Annotated in this window: 24 protein-coding genes; 10 read left to right on the top strand and 14 right to left on the bottom strand. The window is 36.5% G+C overall.

Annotated elements, in window-relative coordinates; translation table 11 throughout:
- Positions 1-141: 141 nt before the first annotated feature.
- Together CEY16_RS01565 and CEY16_RS01560 are read right to left on the bottom strand one after the other, a co-directional pair.
- Positions 142-582, bottom strand: coding sequence for a TlpA family protein disulfide reductase (locus CEY16_RS01565; RefSeq protein WP_101330216.1), 441 nt, complete (start codon positions 580-582; stop codon positions 142-144).
- A 39-nt stretch (positions 583-621) separates the two neighbouring features.
- A complete protein-coding gene (locus tag CEY16_RS01560) occupies positions 622-1,164 on the bottom strand; it encodes a peroxiredoxin (RefSeq protein ID WP_101330215.1) in 543 nt (180 codons plus the stop codon).
- A gap of 205 nt (positions 1,165-1,369) precedes the next feature.
- On the opposite strand from CEY16_RS01560, the gene CEY16_RS01555 reads away from it, so the two are divergent.
- Both CEY16_RS01555 and CEY16_RS01550 read left to right on the top strand, forming a co-directional pair.
- On the top strand, positions 1,370-2,200 hold the full coding sequence (locus CEY16_RS01555; protein WP_101330214.1) for a mechanosensitive ion channel family protein: 831 nt from the start codon (positions 1,370-1,372) through the stop codon (positions 2,198-2,200).
- Between the two features lie 203 nt (positions 2,201-2,403).
- Entirely contained in the window at positions 2,404-3,741 is a 1,338-nt protein-coding gene (locus CEY16_RS01550; RefSeq protein WP_101330213.1) for an FAD-dependent oxidoreductase, read from the top strand.
- A 169-nt stretch (positions 3,742-3,910) separates the two neighbouring features.
- Here the strand turns inward: CEY16_RS01550 and CEY16_RS01545 are convergent, their stop codons facing one another.
- The 4 genes from CEY16_RS01545 to cbpB all read right to left on the bottom strand — a co-directional run bounded on the left by CEY16_RS01545 (position 3,911) and on the right by cbpB (position 6,905).
- Positions 3,911-4,456 (bottom strand): nucleotidyltransferase domain-containing protein, encoded by a 546-nt coding sequence (locus CEY16_RS01545; protein ID WP_101330212.1) that lies wholly within the window; start codon positions 4,454-4,456, stop codon positions 3,911-3,913.
- 31 nt (positions 4,457-4,487) lie between these two features.
- Positions 4,488-5,597 (bottom strand): N-acetyldiaminopimelate deacetylase, encoded by a 1,110-nt coding sequence (locus CEY16_RS01540; protein ID WP_101330211.1) that lies wholly within the window; start codon positions 5,595-5,597, stop codon positions 4,488-4,490.
- A gap of 76 nt (positions 5,598-5,673) precedes the next feature.
- The gene (gene dapD / locus CEY16_RS01535) at positions 5,674-6,393 is read right to left on the bottom strand and encodes a 2,3,4,5-tetrahydropyridine-2,6-dicarboxylate N-acetyltransferase (protein ID WP_101330210.1); all 720 of its coding nucleotides are present in this window, start codon (positions 6,391-6,393) and stop codon (positions 5,674-5,676) included.
- A 65-nt stretch (positions 6,394-6,458) separates the two neighbouring features.
- Positions 6,459-6,905, bottom strand: coding sequence for a cyclic-di-AMP-binding protein CbpB (gene cbpB / locus CEY16_RS01530; protein ID WP_101330209.1), 447 nt, complete (start codon positions 6,903-6,905; stop codon positions 6,459-6,461).
- Between the two features lie 159 nt (positions 6,906-7,064).
- On the opposite strand from cbpB, the gene trhA reads away from it, so the two are divergent.
- Positions 7,065-7,706, top strand: a complete 642-nt coding sequence (gene trhA / locus CEY16_RS01525; protein ID WP_420795513.1) for a PAQR family membrane homeostasis protein TrhA — start codon at positions 7,065-7,067, stop codon at positions 7,704-7,706.
- A gap of 117 nt (positions 7,707-7,823) precedes the next feature.
- On the opposite strand, the gene fadH is transcribed toward trhA, so the two are convergent.
- Positions 7,824-8,591 (bottom strand): 2,4-dienoyl-CoA reductase, encoded by a 768-nt coding sequence (fadH, locus tag CEY16_RS01520; protein WP_101331104.1) that lies wholly within the window; start codon positions 8,589-8,591, stop codon positions 7,824-7,826.
- Between the two features lie 148 nt (positions 8,592-8,739).
- On the opposite strand from fadH, the gene CEY16_RS01515 reads away from it, so the two are divergent.
- Together CEY16_RS01515 and CEY16_RS01510 are read left to right on the top strand one after the other, a co-directional pair.
- Positions 8,740-9,615, top strand: a complete 876-nt coding sequence (locus CEY16_RS01515; RefSeq protein WP_101330207.1) for a metallophosphoesterase — start codon at positions 8,740-8,742, stop codon at positions 9,613-9,615.
- Positions 9,616-9,721: 106 nt separating this feature from the next.
- Positions 9,722-10,324 carry an SCO family protein gene (locus CEY16_RS01510; protein WP_101330206.1) on the top strand — a complete coding sequence of 201 codons (603 nt, stop codon included), beginning with the start codon at positions 9,722-9,724 and terminating at the stop codon, positions 10,322-10,324.
- Positions 10,325-10,385: 61 nt separating this feature from the next.
- On the opposite strand, the gene CEY16_RS01505 is transcribed toward CEY16_RS01510, so the two are convergent.
- Together CEY16_RS01505 and CEY16_RS01500 are read right to left on the bottom strand one after the other, a co-directional pair.
- Positions 10,386-10,577: an ABA4-like family protein gene (locus CEY16_RS01505; protein WP_101330205.1), complete on the bottom strand. Its 192-nt coding sequence runs from the start codon at positions 10,575-10,577 to the stop codon at positions 10,386-10,388.
- A gap of 179 nt (positions 10,578-10,756) precedes the next feature.
- A complete protein-coding gene (locus CEY16_RS01500; RefSeq protein ID WP_101330204.1) occupies positions 10,757-11,095 on the bottom strand; it encodes a hypothetical protein in 339 nt (112 codons plus the stop codon).
- Positions 11,096-11,193: 98 nt separating this feature from the next.
- Here CEY16_RS01500 and CEY16_RS01495 point away from each other — a divergent pair, with 98 nt between their 5' ends.
- Positions 11,194-12,360 carry an aminotransferase A gene (locus CEY16_RS01495; protein WP_101330203.1) on the top strand — a complete coding sequence of 389 codons (1,167 nt, stop codon included), beginning with the start codon at positions 11,194-11,196 and terminating at the stop codon, positions 12,358-12,360.
- A gap of 11 nt (positions 12,361-12,371) precedes the next feature.
- On the opposite strand, the gene CEY16_RS01490 is transcribed toward CEY16_RS01495, so the two are convergent.
- A complete protein-coding gene (locus tag CEY16_RS01490) occupies positions 12,372-12,554 on the bottom strand; it encodes an aspartyl-phosphate phosphatase Spo0E family protein (RefSeq protein ID WP_238378732.1) in 183 nt (60 codons plus the stop codon).
- Positions 12,555-12,811: 257 nt separating this feature from the next.
- Between CEY16_RS01490 and lepB the strand changes: the two genes are divergently transcribed.
- Complete coding sequence (lepB, locus tag CEY16_RS01485; RefSeq protein ID WP_101330201.1) at positions 12,812-13,321, top strand: signal peptidase I; 510 nt, start codon at positions 12,812-12,814, stop codon at positions 13,319-13,321.
- Positions 13,322-13,430: 109 nt separating this feature from the next.
- Here the strand turns inward: lepB and CEY16_RS01480 are convergent, their stop codons facing one another.
- The 3 genes from CEY16_RS01480 to CEY16_RS01470 form a co-directional block, all read right to left on the bottom strand.
- Positions 13,431-13,568, bottom strand: coding sequence for a YvrJ family protein (locus CEY16_RS01480; RefSeq protein ID WP_101330200.1), 138 nt, complete (start codon positions 13,566-13,568; stop codon positions 13,431-13,433).
- A 107-nt stretch (positions 13,569-13,675) separates the two neighbouring features.
- The gene (locus CEY16_RS01475; RefSeq protein ID WP_101330199.1) at positions 13,676-13,894 is read right to left on the bottom strand and encodes a DUF2922 domain-containing protein; all 219 of its coding nucleotides are present in this window, start codon (positions 13,892-13,894) and stop codon (positions 13,676-13,678) included.
- Positions 13,895-13,926: 32 nt separating this feature from the next.
- Positions 13,927-14,148: a DUF1659 domain-containing protein gene (locus CEY16_RS01470; protein ID WP_101330198.1), complete on the bottom strand. Its 222-nt coding sequence runs from the start codon at positions 14,146-14,148 to the stop codon at positions 13,927-13,929.
- Positions 14,149-14,640: 492 nt separating this feature from the next.
- On the opposite strand from CEY16_RS01470, the gene CEY16_RS01465 reads away from it, so the two are divergent.
- The 3 genes from CEY16_RS01465 (at position 14,641) to CEY16_RS01455 (ending at position 17,285) form a co-directional block, all read left to right on the top strand.
- On the top strand, positions 14,641-15,801 hold the full coding sequence (locus CEY16_RS01465; protein ID WP_101330197.1) for an FxLYD domain-containing protein: 1,161 nt from the start codon (positions 14,641-14,643) through the stop codon (positions 15,799-15,801).
- A gap of 11 nt (positions 15,802-15,812) precedes the next feature.
- Positions 15,813-17,000 (top strand): S1C family serine protease, encoded by a 1,188-nt coding sequence (locus CEY16_RS01460; protein WP_101330196.1) that lies wholly within the window; start codon positions 15,813-15,815, stop codon positions 16,998-17,000.
- Positions 17,001-17,186: 186 nt separating this feature from the next.
- Positions 17,187-17,285, top strand: a complete 99-nt coding sequence (locus CEY16_RS01455; protein ID WP_101330195.1) for a YjcZ family sporulation protein — start codon at positions 17,187-17,189, stop codon at positions 17,283-17,285.
- Positions 17,286-17,349: 64 nt separating this feature from the next.
- Here the strand turns inward: CEY16_RS01455 and CEY16_RS01450 are convergent, their stop codons facing one another.
- A complete protein-coding gene (locus CEY16_RS01450; protein WP_101330194.1) occupies positions 17,350-19,317 on the bottom strand; it encodes an EAL domain-containing protein in 1,968 nt (655 codons plus the stop codon).
- Positions 19,318-19,321: the final 4 nt, after the last annotated feature.

Below are 19,321 nucleotides of genomic sequence, written 5' to 3'. Positions count from 1 at the left end.
CACTTAATATGTATTCAGTGAATTGGATGAGATTAAGTCAGCCTTTAGACTGAATTAGTTGCTGGTACCCCTTGTGACTAGTATCTTGCCTCTTAATAAAAAAACTGAATGTGCCTCAAAAGCACATCCAGTTTTCCTTAATTATTCACCTAATACTCGGTTTACTCGTTTTTCAAGCATCTTCATTCCGCTTCCGCCTGCTTGGAAATGACGAAGATTTCCTTCTGCATCAAATACGTAATATGCTGGAACATATTGATTTTCGAATGCATCAGTTAACTTGTGCTCATTGTCTACGAATATTGGCTGATCGATATTATGCTCTTTTGCGACTTCTTCAATTTGATCTAAATCAAGATCTTTTTCAGAACGAGGCATGTGTACTGCCATCACGTTCAAGCGATCAGCGTACTCGTCACGAAATTCATTTACTTTTGGCATTGCTTCCTTACACATTCCACAACTTACAGACCAAAAGTGAATGAGTGTTGGTTTATCCCCAACTAAATCTTCACGAGATAATTCACCGTTCAACCATTTAGTTGCACCTTCAAGTTCAGGCATTGGTGTACGTAATTTCATGACTGTCCCTCCTTCTTACAATAGATGAAACTTGAAACCTTATAATGTAGCTTGCCCAGGCTTCCAGTTAGCTGGGCAAAGGCCACCAGTTTGTAGTGCTTGAAGTACACGTAGAGTTTCATCAACGTCACGGCCGATATTGTTATGGAAAACTGTTTGATATTGAAGTTCTCCTTCAGGGCTGATGATATAAAGACCACGTAAAGCTACACCTTCATCTTCAATCAAAATGCCATACTCTTCAGATACTCTATGGTTAGTATCTGCTGCAAGTGGATAGCGTAAATCTCCTAAACCATTGTCTTCACGAGAAGTGTTGATCCAAGCTAAGTGAGTGTGGATTGTGTCAGTTGAAACTCCGATAACTTCTGCATCTAAGTCTTCGAACTCATCATAGCGGTCTGACATCGCCGTGATTTCTGTTGGACATACAAATGTGAAATCCATTGGATAGAAGAAAAGAACTGTCCATTTATCATTCTTCATATTTTCTTCTAAATTCACTTTACCAAATTCTTTGTTCGGCATAACAGCGTCCATTTCGAAACGTGGAGCTTGTTTACCTACCATACGTTCTGCCATGAAAATCCCTCCGAAAATTTATCTTTTTATTTTTAACAAACCAAGAATTATTATAGCAAATCTCATAACCTCGTCAAATGATATACGACTTCTTTCAGCATTATCCTTTACCATTTTTACTAAAGATAAACCCTTCAGATTGTTTATGATTAAAAAACGTCGAAATATGGTATATAATTAGAAGCATTCAAAAAGGAGGGTCTAGATGGATTTTTTTAATATGGAGCAACTAGCAACGAGTGCAGTAGCTATCGGAGGAAAAATTCTATTAATATTGATTGTATTCGCACTTTTAGCTCCTATAGGCAGGCGCGTGATTCACTCTTCTATGAATCAATTAGGAAAGCGCCAAAACCTGACTGAAGGACGTAAACAAACATTAGAGAAACTACTTCTTAGTATTTATACATACGTCCTGTTCTTTATTTTTCTTGTAATGATCTTAGGGGCATTTGATCTTGATATTGGACCAATGTTAGCTGCCGCTGGTATTGTAGGTTTAGCAATCGGCTTTGGCGCACAAGGTATAGTAAGCGACGTAGTTACTGGGTTCTTCATTTTAGTTGAAAAACAAATTGATGTTGATGACTATATCACCGCTGGTGGCGAGAATGGAATAGTGGAAGAATTAGGTCTGAGGACCACTCAAGTTAGAGGTTTTGATGGTACACTTCACTTCATACCAAACCGTAACATCTTGAATGTCAATAACCATTCACGTGGCAATATGCGAGCACTGGTTGATATTGGCATCTCTTATGATGCAAGCATTGATGAAGCGATGGTAGTATTACAAAGAGTTTGTGATGACCTTAGAGATTCCGACGAACGAATCAAAGATGGACCGAATGTGGTCGGTGTTCAATCGATCGGTTCATCCGATATTGTTTTAAGGATCCTTGCTCAGACTAAGAATATGGAACAGTGGGGCGTTGAAAGAGAGATTCGTAAACGTATAAAAGAAGCTCTAGACGAAGCAGGAATCGATATTCCTTTCCCACATCAAGAAATCATAATGAAAAACGACCAAGATTAATTAACGAAGCTTTCCAGCCACTGGTTGGATAGCTTTTTTTTACTAATTTAGTACAAATCAATATCCATGACATTGATGAACTTTTTCAAAAAACTGAAATTACAAGCAGAATCTTTGAAAGCTCAGATCCGTCAGTTTACTTTTGAAGAGGAAAAGGTAAATAATATAGAAAGACAATCTTGATTTGTAGAAGAGGTGGTAACTTGAAATATGTAATAATCGGAGGAGATGCAGCAGGTATGAGTGCTGCTATGCAAATTGTAAGAAATTCTTCTGAAGAATCATTAGAAATCGTTACATTAGAAAAAGGTGAAATTTACTCGTACGGTCAATGTGGTCTTCCTTATGTGGTCGGCGGGACCATTTCATCGACTGAAGATGTAATTGCAAGAAAAGTGCAGACTTTCCGTGATAAATATGGAATTGATGCCAGAACTAATCATGAAGTCACTTTAGTAGATTCCAATGAAAAGATGGTACACGGAAAACATACTCAAACTGGTGAACCATTCTCCATCACTTATGATAAGTTATTGGTTGCTTCTGGTGCTACCCCTGCTATTCCATCTTGGAATAATGCAGAGTTGAATGGAATATTTGTACTTAAAACAATCCCTGACACCAATGATATACTGGATTATATGGACGAGACGATTCAACAAGTAACCATCGTCGGAGGTGGATACATCGGCTTGGAAATGGCTGAGAATTTTAAGTCAGCAGGTAAAGAGGTTAGAATCATTCAACGTGGAAATCAATTATTAGGTACCGTAGATGCTGATATTGCAGATAAAATTCATTCTGAAGCTGTTCAACACGGGATTGAAATCATCTACGACGAGTCCGTACACGGATTCGAAGGAAAGGATCGAGTTGAAAAAGTTTATACTGATCAACACGAATATAACACGGATTTAGTTTTGGTATCGGTCGGGGTCCAACCTAATACAAACTTTTTAGATCAAGAAGTGTTTAACGTTGGTAGTAAAGGTGAATTAATAGTAGATGAATTCATGCGTACCAACGTCCCTGATGTATATGCAGCAGGAGATTGCGCTTGTCAATATAATCGTGTTCTGGAAAGAAATGATTATATTCCTTTAGGTACCCATGCGAATAAACAGGGCATGGTAGCTGGAATGAACTTAGTCGGTATTAAGAAAAAATATGCAGGTATGGTAGGAACGTCAATTCTCAAATTTTTCAACTTAGATATTGGTAAGACTGGGATATCAGTCAAGGAAGCAGAATCAGAGGATTTCCCGTATGATTTTGTAGAGCATCAAGCTACTAGTAAAGCCGGATACTATTCTAAAGATGAAAAACTTACTATAAAAATGGTATATCACTCTGATACCAAAAAGTTATTAGGTGCACAACTAATAGGAAATGGAGGCGTTGATAAACGCCTCGATGTACTGGCTACTTCTTTGTTCCATGGAATGACCACAGAAGAGTTACTTGATTTAGATTTGGCATATGCCCCTCCATATAATGGTGTTTGGGACCCTATTCAGCAAGCTGCTAAACGGACCTTATAACTAATTCAAAAAAAGAGCAAACCCTTTAAGGTTGAGCAGTTTGGATAACGAGGAGACCATCCAAATTCACAGTAATACACACATTAAATAGCACACGAAAAGCTTGAGGATTTTTATAAACCTCAAGCTTTTTACTTTAATATTGAAGCTGATCCTTAAAAACTACCCGCTAGCTTATCAATTTTTCTATCCTCTCTTTCACGATGAGTGGTAAAGACTGTTCCATTCCCTTTCTTAGCAATTCAGGGTTTTCTACACCATTTGTTTTTAAATACCTTTCAATGAGCAATGCTTTTTCTTTCTTGTTTGGTATTAACCAATATAAAATATACCAATCCTCAAGTGAACATAAAGGAACCTCAATTCCATTTATTTTTTTGTAATCTACAATGGATTCCTTTTGCATTCTAATTTTATAAATTCCTTTTTCATGTTGTATAGCAAATCCACCCATGACATCTATATCATTATCGAATAACCGAAATTTAGAGAAATATAATGTACGAAAAGGGGCAGTACTTAAAGCTTCTTTCTTTTTTCCAGCGGACGATATTATTTCATTTACTTTGGGGGCATCTCTTTCATCAACCAAAATATCAATATCATTAGGATTATCAATTATTTCATAAAAACTAAGTAGAAGCGAACCACCAACTCCCCAAGTTATATTTTTATCATTTAATTTATCTCCTATAAATGCTAACGTTTTCAGCAAATTAATTCTCCTCACTAACAAGGACTTCTTCTTATATTTCTCTGATAGTAGCTTCTACCGCATCAATACCTACTGCAATTGCCTCTTCATTCGGCGATAAGCTACTATGGTGCAGTCCATAAGGCGAATCGACACCTAACCAGAACATGAATCCAGGATATTCTTTTAGAAAATATCCGAAGTCTTCACCTGTCATTGCCTCTGGTGCAACTTTATAATCGATTGGTCGTTTTTGTATGATTTCTTTAAAACGCTTAACCAATTGTTGATCATTGTCCACCATATAATAATTGGCACCATAATCCACTGAGGTTTCACACTCATATCGAACCTCTATACCTTTTAATGTCTTCTCGATATGATTTTTGACGATATCCATAGAATCAGGTTCTCTCGTACGAATCGTCCCCTCTACCCTCGCATCTTCGGCGATGATATTTTGTACAGTTCCTGCTTCCATTTTTCCAATAGTTACAACCGCTGAATCCAGAGGGTCTACCACTCTGCTGACACCTTGTTGAACCTGTAAGTTGAATGCACTTGCGGCCATGATCATATCTTTCGTCTCATGAGGGTATGCAGCATGCCCTCCTTTACCATGAAAGTCTATGAACAGTTCGCTTGTATTAGCAAAAAGTAAGCCAGGTTTTGAGGATACTGTTCCGACAGGTAGTCGTGGATCAATATGAAGAGCAAATATCATATCAGGTTTATATTTGTTCATCGTTTCAGTTTCCATCATCGGTTTTGCACCACCTGGGCCTTCTTCTGCAGGTTGAAAGATGAATAAGACATTATCATCGGCAGGGTTCTCTACGATAGAAGTTAATGCCCCAAGTGCTATCGTCATATGGAAATCATGTCCACAAGCATGCATTCTTCCATCATGCTCGGATTTGAAATCCAATTGAGTGTTTTCCTTTATAGGTAATCCATCTATATCAGTTCGATACGCTAACGTACGCTCCCCTACATTCCCTTCGACATATACAAAGATACCGGTATACCACTTTTCAATCGTCACTCGCTCTAAGGGCAAAGTTTGTAAGTATTCCAATATGTATGCCTGGGTTTTATATTCCTCAAACCCCAATTCAGGAATTCTATGAAGATCCCTTCGAATGTTGATCCAATTGTCCATTTTTTAACCGCCCTTCTTCTTTGCTATTAAAAAGCGGAATCTTCAATGTCCTTGAGGATTCCGCAATGAGTAGCTTTTAGTTATCTAATTTTCTTAGTTCTTTTTTGATTTCGGTCTTGGATTTAGTTTGGTCATCAATTTCTTTAATGACTTTTGCTGGAGTACCTGCTACTAGAGTATTTGGTGCAACATCTTCAGTAACAATAGCACCTGCAGCAACAACTGCACCTTTACCAACTGTTACTCCCTCGAGTACAACTACGTTAGCTCCAATAACTACTTCATCTTCAATAACGACTGGCTGTGCAGAAGGTGGTTCAATTACACCAGCTAGAACTGTTCCAGCACCAATGTGACAATTTTTACCTACTGTCGCACGTCCTCCTAGAACCACATTCATATCAATCATCGTACCTTCACCAACAACAGAGCCGATATTAATCGAAGCACCCATCATGATAACAGCGCCATCACCAATTTCAACTTGATCACGGATAATCGCACCCGGCTCAATTCTTGCGTTGATGTTCTTTAAATCAAGAAGTGGAATAGCAGAATTACGGCGATCATTTTCAATCACATAATCATCAATAAGGTTATTGAATTTCTTCAAATTCTCTTTTACTACTTTCCACTCTCCAAAAATAACTCCCGCTTTTTCATCTAAGAATGTCTTGATATCCTGGTTGAATTCTATTGAATTTAGTGATTTACCTTTAATGTGAACTTTTACAGGAGTTGATTTCTCCGCGTTCGAGATAAAATTAATAATTTCATTTGCATCCATTTGATTCATTATTTCATCCTCCATCCATTGCTTATCTTTTCACTTTTAGAAGTAAAAATACCTTAAGTATTAAGTTAGTTTCCTCGCTGTTGGTAATATTGATTTCTAAATTGTTTGAGCATTTGTCTTCGGGTAAGAATCCCTGTCATCTGCTGTTGCTGATCTATTACACACACAAACGTATAATCGATTAAGACATGTAATGCTTTTTCTAGGGTATCTTCCTCATGTAGGGTTGGAATGTCTTGATCCATCGCATCTTTAACAATTTTTTCATTCAGCTGTTCAACTTCAATTCTCTCTACACCAAACATCGCTTCAATAATATTCGACTTGCTGATAATTCCACAAAATCGGCTGTTGAGATCTAATACAGGGACAGCATTGTACCCAGTTTTAGCTAATACAAGTAGTGCGTGTTCAAGTGGATTCTGCAATTGTACATGGGCAACTTTATCTGCGTCAATCATCATCTCTTGTACCGTAGTCGTTTCTAAATCAAAATCTTTCGTACTTAACATTATCCTCCTCCTAACAAAATGAAAAGGGGATCAATGATCAATTCCGAACTTATTTTAACATAAATCGGTATTAATAGATAATCACGAGCAATATTATTTGTTATGCATTTTTAAACATCTCCGCTATACTATTTGATAGATAAAGAGAAAAGAGGGGTAATTGTGACTCATGTTTTTAGTAGAAAAGAAGAGTTCGTAAATGCTGTCACACATGGACTTGGGGCTTTGTTAAGTATCGCAGGCCTTGTGATATTGATCGTATTCGCTTCATTGAATGGAAATGCTTGGCAAGTAGTTTCTGTAACGGTTTACGGGGTGACGATGCTTACAATGTATTTATCTTCAACCATTGTACATAGTCTTCACGAAGGAAAGACTAAGGATTTCTTTCTTTTCTTAGATCATTCTTCTATCTATCTGTTCATCGCTGGGACCTACACACCTATCCTGTTAGTTTTACTGCGAGGTCCAGTCGGATGGACGATTTTCGGTGTCATTTGGGGTGTAGCGATATTAGGGATTATTTTCAAGATTTTCTTTGTTAAAAAATTCATGGTCATCTCTACTTTAATATATTTATTGCTAGGATGGATGGTTGTATTCGTATGGCAACCATTGACTGAGGAAATGAGTTACAACGGATTGATTTTCTTAATTGTCGGGGGAATCTTATACTCAGTGGGTAGTATCTTTTATATGTGGCGAGGATTTGCTTATCATCACGCAATCTGGCATCTGTTTGTTATTGCAGGAAGCGCCTTCCACTTTTTTGCGATTTTATTTTATATAGTTTTAGATTGATATAAAAAGCACGCCCCCAAATTAAGGGCGTGCTTTTCTCATGCGGTTGTTATTAAGATGCACTTGTTTCCTTTTTCAATAAAACGTGCGCCAATATGCGCGACATCTAATTAATATCTAGAATGGGTACTGATTCAACCATTGCCCACCATCTAGTGTAACCACTTCACCGTTCATATACTTTGCTTTGTCAGACAACATGAAGTAAGCTAACTCCGCAATTTCTTCAGGCTCCCCTAATCGTCCTAGAGGCACAGATTGTAAGGTGCGTTTTGCCGCTTCTTCCGACTCCCACAACTTCTCTGCTCCCCCTGTACGGTCAATAGGACCTGGAGCAATTGCATTGGCACGAATACCGTATTTTCTTCCCCATTCTACTGCCAATGTTCTTGTCATAGCTAGGACACCAGCTTTTGCTGAGGCTGAATGGATCACACCAGGACCTGCATTCCACGCATATGTCGCGACAATGTTGATCATTCTACCTTCAATTTTATTCTCAATCCAGTATTGGCCCACTGTATGACTACAATAGAATGTACCGTTCAGAACAATATCGATGACAGAGTTCCAACCATTAAAGGAGAGTTTTTCAGCTGGAGCAATAAAATTACCCGCAGCATTATTGACTAAGCAATCAATAGTTCCGTACTTTTCAACCGTTTCATCGACCATTTTCTGAACTTCCTCAGGTTTTCTTACATCCATTGAAATCGTATGAACCTCTAAGTTTTTGCCTCCGCTTATTTCCTCTTTAGCTTTTGACAATTTATCTTCGTTTCTACCTGTAATAACAACTTTGGCACCTTCATTAGCGAACTTCTGAGCCATATATTTTCCCATTCCGCTTGATCCGCCTGTTACAATGACTACTTGATTTTCGATATTAAAAACCTCCCTTTCCTTGACTAATTCCACATTAGTCAACAGAATCCCTGCAAAAAATGAATACTCATTCAATTTATTTTTTTTGCGAATTTTAGAAGATTCACATGCTATAATGCAATTAACTATCAATTAAAGGATGTTTACTATGCCGAAGCAGAAGAAAATTTCAAGGCGTTCTTTTTTAAATAGATTAACTTTAGGAACTTTAGGCTTCTTTGGTATAAGTTTTGGAGGATATTATTATGCTAGAGAAATTGAACCGTACTGGTTGTATGTCAATCGTAGCAACATCCAATCTGAAAAAATTCCTGAATCATTAACTGATTTCAAAATTGCTCAATTCACTGATACGCATATCGGTTTTCATTATCATAATAAAGAACTTGAGGATGTAGTCCACTCCATACAGAATGAAACACCTGATTTGATTGTTTTCACTGGAGACTTGTTTGATGATCCATCTCTAGTAGATGTCGAAGGATTTGAAGAAGTCGTAAGGATTCTTCAAAAACTTGATGCACCTTTTGGAAAGTATTGGGTATATGGAAACCATGACCATGGAGGATACGGCTCTTCTAAAATTGATGAAGTAATGCAGCAGAGTGGCTTTAAATTGTTGAAGAATGAATCTACTATCATAGGAAGTGGAGATAACACTTTCACATTGACAGGCTTGGACGATATATTGCTAGGGTCCCCTAACATGCGAAATGTTCTGCCTGAGGAAAGAGAAGAACACTTTAACATTATCCTGTGTCATGAACCGGATTTCGCAGAAGTAGTAAAAGTATATCCTTTCGATGTACAACTTTCTGGGCATAGCCATGGAGGACAAATCCAATTGCCTATCATTGGAAATCTAGTTGCACCACCATTAGGAGAAAGATACGTGGAGGGTCATTTTACTTTAGGAAATCGACCTCTGCAGTTGTTTGTTTCTCGAGGCATAGGGACCACTAGGTTACCCTTCCGTTTCCTTTGCAGACCAGAAATCAATGTTTACACCTTAAAAAGTAACTGAATTCCTGGTGTCAAGAAATTGTTGAAAAGTACGACTCACGCTAACATCATTCTTTAGTTCAACGTGTTACAATAACTGATGAACCGATGAACGGGAGATGATACGTATGTTTTTAAAAAATAAAAGTATATTAATACTCTTACTGTTTGGCTTCATACTACTTTTAACAGCTTGCCAGGAGTCTCAAGCAGAAGAACCTAAATACCAACCTGAATTTGAAAATGAAGTTGAATCATTCACATATACTAACCAGGATAAACAAGAAGTTTCTTTAAGTGATTTAGAAGGAACGTACTGGATATCCAATTTCATCTTCACTAATTGTAATACCGTTTGTCCACCTATGACTGCCAACATGGCGAAACTACAAGATAAAGCTGAGGAAGAAAATCTTGATGTTCGATTTGTTTCCTTCTCAGTCGATCCGGTAAATGATGATCCAGCTACCTTAAAGTCTTTTGGTGACAAATTCAAAGTAAACTATGATAATTGGGATTTCCTTACCGGTTATGATCAGGAGCACATCGAAAGTTTTGCTGCTAACTCTTTTAAAGCATTAGTTTCGAAGGTAGATGGACAAGAACAGGTCAACCACGGTACTCAATTCTTTATCGTAAACCCAGATGGTGAGATGATTAATTCCTTCTCCGGAACAAGTGATGAGGAAATGGATAATATCATTGATCATTTAAAATACTACACTGATTAAAAAATATTTCTTTTTAATGTTAAAAATCCGCTTAGGGACATTCGATCCCAAGCGGATTTTTCTAATCATTCCTGATTATTAGGTATACGATCAGCCCGAGTACCGGGAAGAACAAGGTTCCGATAAGCACGACAATCGCGTATTCCTTGCTATTTCCTTTTCTAATCGAGTCCCTATAAGCCCAAATACTTGTAAAAATGTTCAATAAAATTAAAATTAGTCCAAACAATAGAAACAATCCGATAATCTCCATCTTTCTCCCCCTCCCTTTTCATATATTTTAATCTATATGAATGAATTGTAAAAGGGATGATAATTACTATGGTCTTACATAATTATAAAGAAAAGAGCTGCAAATTAGATGAAGATATCAACTTTCAAAGTTGCTTTAAGTACATAGATAATAAAATTAATGTTAAAGCGTGTGACTACTCAATTCAATCGATTTTTGTTTCTAATGAAGTATGATAAAATTTGTGATAAGCGATGAAGGATTAACAGGATTCCAATGCCAACATAAATGATCCATAAGTTTCTAAGGACATTTAAATTACTATTAAACTCATTAGTAGAAAGCAAATAGAATAATTGCAATAAACCAAAACTTAATAATGTTGTTACTAGATAGACAAGAGATACAATCATTTTCTCCCTTAGGAGAGCCTTAATTAACCATAAGGCAATAAAGAAAGTACAACCCACTATAAAAGTGAAGATCAACAAAATAAGGAAATCTTTTTGTGAGATTTGGATTAATTGCTGCCAATTCATAAAATCCCTCCTATTCACCATTATTAGCATTAACAGAAACTTTAACCGTTGAAATAAACCGGAAGTCACCTACATACCATCTGAAAGGCGGAAAATTCTTGGAAGAACTACTGAATACACAAGTTAAAAATATTGAAATATCAGGCATCAGAAAGTTTTTTAATCTGGTCCAAGGAAAAGAAGATATTATTTCTCTTACTATTGGACAACCTGATTTCAAGACACCAAACCATATAAAAGACGCTGCTAAACTTGCGCTCGACCATAACCACACTACATATACACCAAATGCAGGATTACCAGAACTACGCAATGCTATACAAGATTATGTGAAGGAGAAATACCAGCTTTCATATGATTTTTCAGATGAAATAATAGTAACAGTTGGCGCCTCGCAGGGGATAGATATCACTCTTAGAACTATTTTAAACCCTGGGGATGAAGTGCTTCTTCCTAGCCCTGTATATCCAGGTTATGAACCATTGATCAGATTGGCCGGGGGAATTCCTGTACATGTAGATACCACAAATAACGGATTTAAATTTACTGCTGATTTAATAGAAGAACAAATCAACGAGCGTACCAAATGTGTCATCTTACCTTACCCTTCAAATCCTACCGGAGTTACTTTAACAGAGGAAGAATTAAAAGGTATTGTTCAAGTTATAAAAGAAAAATCGATTTTCCTCCTCGCTGATGAAATATATAGTGAACTGACCTACGATGTGCCTCATCGGTCGATTGGAACATTTGAGGAAATACGTGGGCAATCCATTATCATCCAAGGGTTATCAAAATCTCATTCAATGACGGGATTCCGGATCGGGTATGTCCTTGCGCCAGCAGCAATCCAACAACATATACTAAAGGTACATCAATACAATGTTTCATGTGCGACATCTACTAGTCAACACGCAGCATTAGAAGCACTAAAAAATGGGCAAACTGATCCTGTGGAGATGAGAGATGAGTATAGAAAAAGAAGGGATTACGTATTAAGTAGGTTGGAAAGAATGAATATCGAAGTTGTGAAACCGGAAGGGGCCTTTTATGTATTTCCAAAACTAAAGTTGGAAGGCTTCTCCTCTTTTGATTTGGCTGTCAAGTTATTAGAGGAATATGGTTTAGCACTGGTGCCAGGAGATGCTTTTTCTTCTTGCGGAGAGGGTTACGTCAGACTATCTTATGCTTATAATATTGAGACATTATCCAAAGGCTTAGATCGATTAGAGTCTTTTGTAAATAAGGAGCTTATAAAAAAATAAAGGAAAGAATGCTAAAACAACATACTTTCCTCTTCTCTTCGTATCGATTGATATTCATTTAATAAGTCATCCAACTTCTGAGAAACCTCTACAGATTCTTGACTTGTATATCCTTTTTCAGTTGCAATTAGAATCATTTGTTTACGCACTGCTTCAATTTGTTGTTGCAATGTTTCCTTATTTTTTGGCGTCAATGGATTCCCCTCCAGGGACATAAGTTATAATTAATCATAAAATGGAAATCTAATTATACATTATGTCAGATTTTTTTGATTTCGTAAAACATTTTGCTTGATCCGAACAAAAATTTTGATGCAATTCTAATCACATGTTTAAATATAGTCCTTTTATACCCCGTTCTATTTTTAATAAACCTGAAAATAAAACTTAATCTCATAAAATAATATTTATGTTAGGATAGAGATAGTGAGACACGGAAAGGAAGAGCCCGTTGAAAAAAGAAATATGGGAATGGAGTAAAGCTATCGTCATTGCATTACTCCTTGCATTTGTTTTAAGAAGCTTTGTATTTGCAACATCAGTAGTGGAAGGGACAAGTATGGATCCTACTCTTCACAATGGAGAAAGGGTCATCTTCAATAAAGCGATATACCTTCTGGATGAACCTGCTAGAGGTGAAATCGTTATTATACAACACCCGAATAAAAATTATGTGAAACGAGTAATAGGACTTCCAAATGATACGATTGAAGTAAAGGACTATGTACTTCATATTAACGGAGAGCCTATTGAGGAAGTTTATCTATCAGAAGAACAAAAGGAAGGAACCGGAAACTTCGATCCAATTACCGTTCCTGAAGGTAAATATTTTGTAATGGGAGATAATCGTTCAATTAGTAAAGACAGTCGTAATGGGCTAGGCCTCATTGAAGAAGACGATATTATCGGACGTTCTGAAGTCATTATTTTTCCATTCGACGAAATCTCCTTGACCAGATAAAATACTTGCTGTATTTAACTGCACCTCAATGACTAAACCATTTAATCATTGTAGGCGCAGTTTTTTTTATTCAGATAAAGTGTATAAAATGACTCATACGCTTCTTTTATTACATATTCATATGTTTTGGAATCGTTAAAATGGATTCATTCAATTCTTCAAGTCGAGATTCGATTCGGTGTAATAAATAAAACGTCACTAAAATCGGGAAACCGACTTCTGGAATCCAGGATACCCATTGCTCCATTGCCCTTCCTCCTTTAACTTTGGTCCTCATCTTTACCAACATACCCATTATTCCAGGTAAATTCAAAAAGAGTGGTCATTCATAATGAAGACCACTCTTCTCTATTTTTAAACTAGCTCTATTTCTTCTACTTGATGATCGACGATACGTGCACTTGCAACTTCTGCATAACTACCGCCAGTTGATTCGAATACATCATAAGTGATGATCTCATCCATCGCCTGCTTGATCGCAACAGGATCTACAGGCTCACTAGGTTGATCAAGTGACACGGTGACAATTCTACCCTCAGTATTCTTGAATTTTAATTCGAGCTTTCTAGACATCTTGCTCCCCCCTTCCCATTTTTAAAAAATCACTAGGCTTGTGTAATCCCGTATGAATCATTTCGGATAATACGATCCAAAGGAAACTCTTGTAGACCCACCAACTGGGTTGTTACTGCTAATAGAGCATCCGAACTTGCTTCAGGCTTTACAGTGTTGAAATTTTTCTTTTTATGAATCGGATTACCATCTCCATCCACTCCTGTTTCGAAAACCAGTTGAAGTTGAGTGCTTAACTTTACTTCGTTCGCCATGTTCTCACCCCCTTTTCAATTTCATAATCGAAGAAAATAAAAAAAAGTGTGAAACGTTGAAACATTTCACACTTCTGATTCGTCAAAACTATAGGTGTTGCTTTTTATTTCGAGAATAATTAAAAACTAACAATTTTGATTAGTGTCGTGCATTATCAAAAACACAATAACCTATAAATGCTACTAACATTCCTAAAACCAGCACGCCAAATAATGTTTCAAACATACGGCACCTCCTAATTCATTGCTTTACTAATTTTAGTTTACCAAAATTTCTTCAAAAGATATATTGTTTCGAAAACATTTTTGAACTTCAATTCTTATTCGATTGAATATAGGTACAAATATCTACATATTCCAACAAAAAAATAAGAATATATAAGGATTTCTACATAATGCTCTAAAATAGTCATTTATTATTAAATTTATCATGATATATATGTTAAAATTTTCATACATAGATTGATAGATAATACAAACAAGGTGATCCATATGACATACTGTCCTCAATGTGGGGCGAAATCTCTAGAAAACGAAAAATACTGTGTGATTTGTGGTTCACAACTTCCAATGAACATTGAAGAACGAACCCAACACGAACATAAAGGCTTTAATAAATGGTGGCTAGCTCCCCTATTATCAGTAGTCCTAGTATTGCTATTAGGGATTGGTCTGCACTTTTATCTTGAATATACTAAAGACCAAGCTAGGGCAGCATATGAAGAAGGTACTGAATATGCACTCGATGGACAATTTAGCCAAGCCAAAGAACAGTTTGAGCTGGCTTTGCAGTACCATCCAAATAACAATGCTGCTGAACAAGGGTCCAAATTCATGAGTGTAGCAATTGAAGTACATGAACAGATACAATCGATCGATTCATTAGTTGAAGAGGAAGCTTACCAGCAGGCACTTAACTTAACAAAAGAAGCTGAAGAAAGGTTAAGCCCATACAATGGTGAAGTCATCAATTACTTATTATCTGAAATTGTAAAAAAACGAGAGCAAGTCAAAACCCTTCAGATTGAAAGCCGTTTAGCTCAGGGACCTTCAATTGATGAATTAAAAATGCTTCTATGGCAAGTCGAATCAATCGAAACCGATAAAGCTACTGAACTCGCTTCTACTATGAAAGAACGTATTGTGAACTATACTTTCACTAATGCAAGTGAGAGCTTACAGGAGAACCAATTTACAGAAGCATTAGCCATTGTCGATGATGGCTTAAGGTATGTTCCTGAAAATGAAAGGCTTAGTAGTTTAAAAAGTACGATAGAATCACAAAAATTAGCTTTCGAAAATAATCAACGGCAACGTACAGAACAAGCACTTTCTCAATTTGAACTAGAACAAGAGCAAAACGCAAATGATGCGATAGAATTGGTCAACATAGAAGTTGATCCTGATGAATTTGGAGATGTAGTTGTTAAAGGTAAAGTAAAAAGTATCGCGACGGTGCCTATCTATTCCGTCTCAGTCGAATATAACTTACTCAATGAGGATGATGAAGTTGTCCTTGAAAACCAAACAATTGTAGTCCCTGAAGATTTATTTCCAGAAGAAACAGGAACCTTTGAGTATACTCATTACGATGTTACTGAAGAAGTTACCGTTGAAATCAATAAAATTTCTTGGTTCTTAGAAAACCAGTAGAGGTGAACAACATGAACCGCAAAAAAAGAATGATACTGCCGCTCACTATTTCAGCACTGATAATATTATTATCCATTTCAGGACTTTTTTATTTCTATAATGATTCGCGTGAAGAGGCCATCGGAAGTGATCAATCGATTGTGGAAGTCGTTCAGGATGACCAAGTCGATAATCAGCAAGATTTCCAGTCAATCATTCATGAGTCACAGAAATACGTAGTGCAAATCGAATCCCATGGCTCTTTCGGTAAAAATGAAGGATCGGGCTTCATCTATAATGAAAAAGGAGATATCATCACTAATGCTCATGTAGTTAAAGATGCTGATGAAATTTTCGTTAAGACTTCAGAGGCACAGACATATCCTGCTGCAGTAATTGGAATTGGAAATCAAGAGGATGTGGCAGTAATAAGGGTGCCGCAGTTAGCTAATAAAAACCCCATGGAAATGGATGATACTTTTGAGCCCAATATTGGCGATGAAATCATTGCCATCGGTAGTCCACATGGTTTTCAAAACACTGTTACTAGAGGGATTATTTCAGGAAAAAATAGAAGCTTTACGGTAGATAATTATGAATACAATAACTTATATCAAATATCCGCTAATATCTCGCAAGGAAATAGTGGTGGGCCACTTATTCATAGAGATACCGGCCAAGTTATAGCCATTAACTCAGCTGCCACTACTGAGGGGACAATAGGTTTCAGCCTTCCCATTCCTCAAATTTACGAACAGGTTCATATGTGGTCTGAGAAAGCAGATAATGAAGACGAATTAGATTATAATGGGGACCCTACAGTAGACCAAGATATCAGTCCTGAAAAATTAGAAGAAGACGCTTCATATATCATCAACTATTTTTACGAAACATTGAACCTTAGAGATTACTTTACTGCTTATTCATTGCTTGGAAGTGAGGAACAAACAAAGAATTCCTACGAACAATTTAGAGAAGTAGTTGTAAATTCAATTGATATCAATGTTTCCGAAAGAGAGATTGAGATTATTGAAAACGATCGTGCTAAAGTAATTGTTTATTCAGATCATGAAATCAGAAAAAATACTGAATCATATGAAACTCACCACTACAAGACTGATTATGTGATTGGATACGAGAATGATCAACTGAAAATACTCTCTCTAGATAGAGAACTCTTGTCCAAAACTGAACATCAGACAGATGAAGAAGAAGAATAAATTGAGGAACAGGGATGCACCTTTGCATGCCTGTTTTTTTGCCGATAAATCGAACCCTCTTTTTCATTAAATTGGACACTTAGGATAATCACCTATTTTTTTACGCATATATAGGTGACTATCCTTACCCAGTTATATCCCTATGCATAGATATAAAAATAAAAGGGGTAATGGAGGTGTTAAGTTATGTACGGCTGTGATAATAAAGGTTACGGTAACAGTTTCGTATTAATTGTTGTTCTTTTCATTTTACTGGTGATTGTAGGTGCAGCAATATATTGTTAAAACTGTTCGGAACTCGTATATAGAAATAAAAAGACAGTGCTTACTTAAGCACTGTCTTTTTATGTTAGCTATTATATAAGAACAATAATTTCTTGACCTGGTTGTCGGGAATCGCTTTGCTAAAATAAAAGCCTTGCATTTCATCACAATTTTCTGCTGTAATAAAATTCACGTCTTCCTCTTTTTCAACACCTTCAGCAATAACTCTCAGGTTAAGTGCGTGTGATAAGTGGATGATCGTCTTTACGATCGCTTTGTTTTGTTCTGATTGATTCATGATGAACAAACGATCAATTTTAATTTTACTCAGAGGAAACTGACTCAAATATTTCAATGAAGAATAGCCTGTACCAAAATCATCTAATGCAACTTTAACACCTAAACTTTGGAAGCCTTTTAAAGTTTCAATGATGAATTTTTCATTAGTCATCGCCATACTTTCAGTAATTTCTAATTCTAGATATTCCGGGTCAAGCTGTGTTTCCTCTAATACCAACTTAATTTTTTCAACTAAATCTTTCTGCAGAAACTGTTTAGCAGAGAGGTTTACACTAACTTTAACTTTTGGAAGCCCTTCTTTTTGCCAAGCTTTATTTTGCCTACAAGCTTCACGGATTACCCAGTCTCCAATTTGCACAATTAAACCAGTTTTCTCAGCTAACGGAATGAATTCTGAAGGAGAAATGAAACCTTTTTCTAAATGATTCCACCGACATAACGCTTCTAATCCGATTACTTGATTTGTCTTGATATCAATTTGAGGTTGATAATATAATTCAAAATCATTATCCTGAATAGCTTTATGTAGTTCAGTCTCTAACGTTAGACGCTCTTTAAATCCCTCGGTTAAAGAGCTCTCGAAAATCTGAAAATCGTTTCGATTATGTTCCTTAATCACATACATCGCTGAATCAGCCTGTTTAATAAGTTCGTGAGCTCCTTGTGCTAAATCGGGATAAATACTTATTCCCACGCTGACCGATGTATAAATTTCATAGCCGTCTACATCAAGCGGTTGCTTGAACAGATCAATAACTTGTTTTGCAAATTTTTTAGCTTCATCATCGGTACTTATGTTTCTTTGAAGAATGAGAAATTCATCACTTGTCATCCTTGCAAGGAAAACGTCTTCTTCCAAAAACTTTTTTAACCGATCTGCACAAGATTTCAGTAACTTGTCACCGAATTGGTAGCCTAACGTGTCATTTATATGTTTGAAATAATCCAAATCAACGAAGTGCACTGCAAGTTTTCGATTATCTTTGTTCATGGAGTGGATTTCGTCTTGAAGAACCTTCTGAAAATAATTTCGATTAGGTAAATCTGTCAATTCATCATAATAAGCCATGAATTCAATTTGCTTCTCATTCTCTACTCTCTCGGTTACATTTCTAACAATAGCCATGCGTAGGTTTTGATCATTTTGATGAAACTCTTCAGGTAATATTTCCACATAAATCACTGTACCATCAATCTTAAGCCCTCTTAATGGGTAAGGTGATTCATGACTTATCTTAATATTATAAGCTAACTTTTCTTGATCCTCATGATGCACCAATTCGAAAATACTATTACCGATCAAGTCAAACCGATCATATCCTAGCATACTTGCAAAAGCATGATCGCAATCAATGATTTTTCCTTTGTCATGAAGAATGATGCCCTCGTAAGGTCCATTGACCATCTGGTTTAAAGAATAAGCCATAGATTCTTTGGAGGCTTTCAATCCACCTTCACGCAACATCACACATACATGGTCATCAATCTGTATACTCCTCATCAGAACAAGTTTTTCTGGTTTTTTGTTCGTCCGAATCATTATTTCTTTGTTATTAGGCTTCATTAACACTTCAAAATCAAGATAATCATCAATATTAATTTCTGGCTCTAAGTCAAAATTCAATAGCGTAGCTGCTGAACGGTTGGCCGCTGCGATCTTTCCAGCTTTATCCACAAATATAATGGCATCTGAAGAATTTTGTAATAACCAATCATGAATCGGTAAATCTAAGTCATTCTTGACCTTCAACACTACA

It is taken from the genome of Halalkalibacillus sediminis, from assembly GCF_002844535.1.
Classification (GTDB): domain Bacteria; phylum Bacillota; class Bacilli; order Bacillales; family Alkalibacillaceae; genus Halalkalibacillus_A; species Halalkalibacillus_A sediminis.
This window is presented reverse-complemented; position numbering and strand designations above follow the sequence as displayed.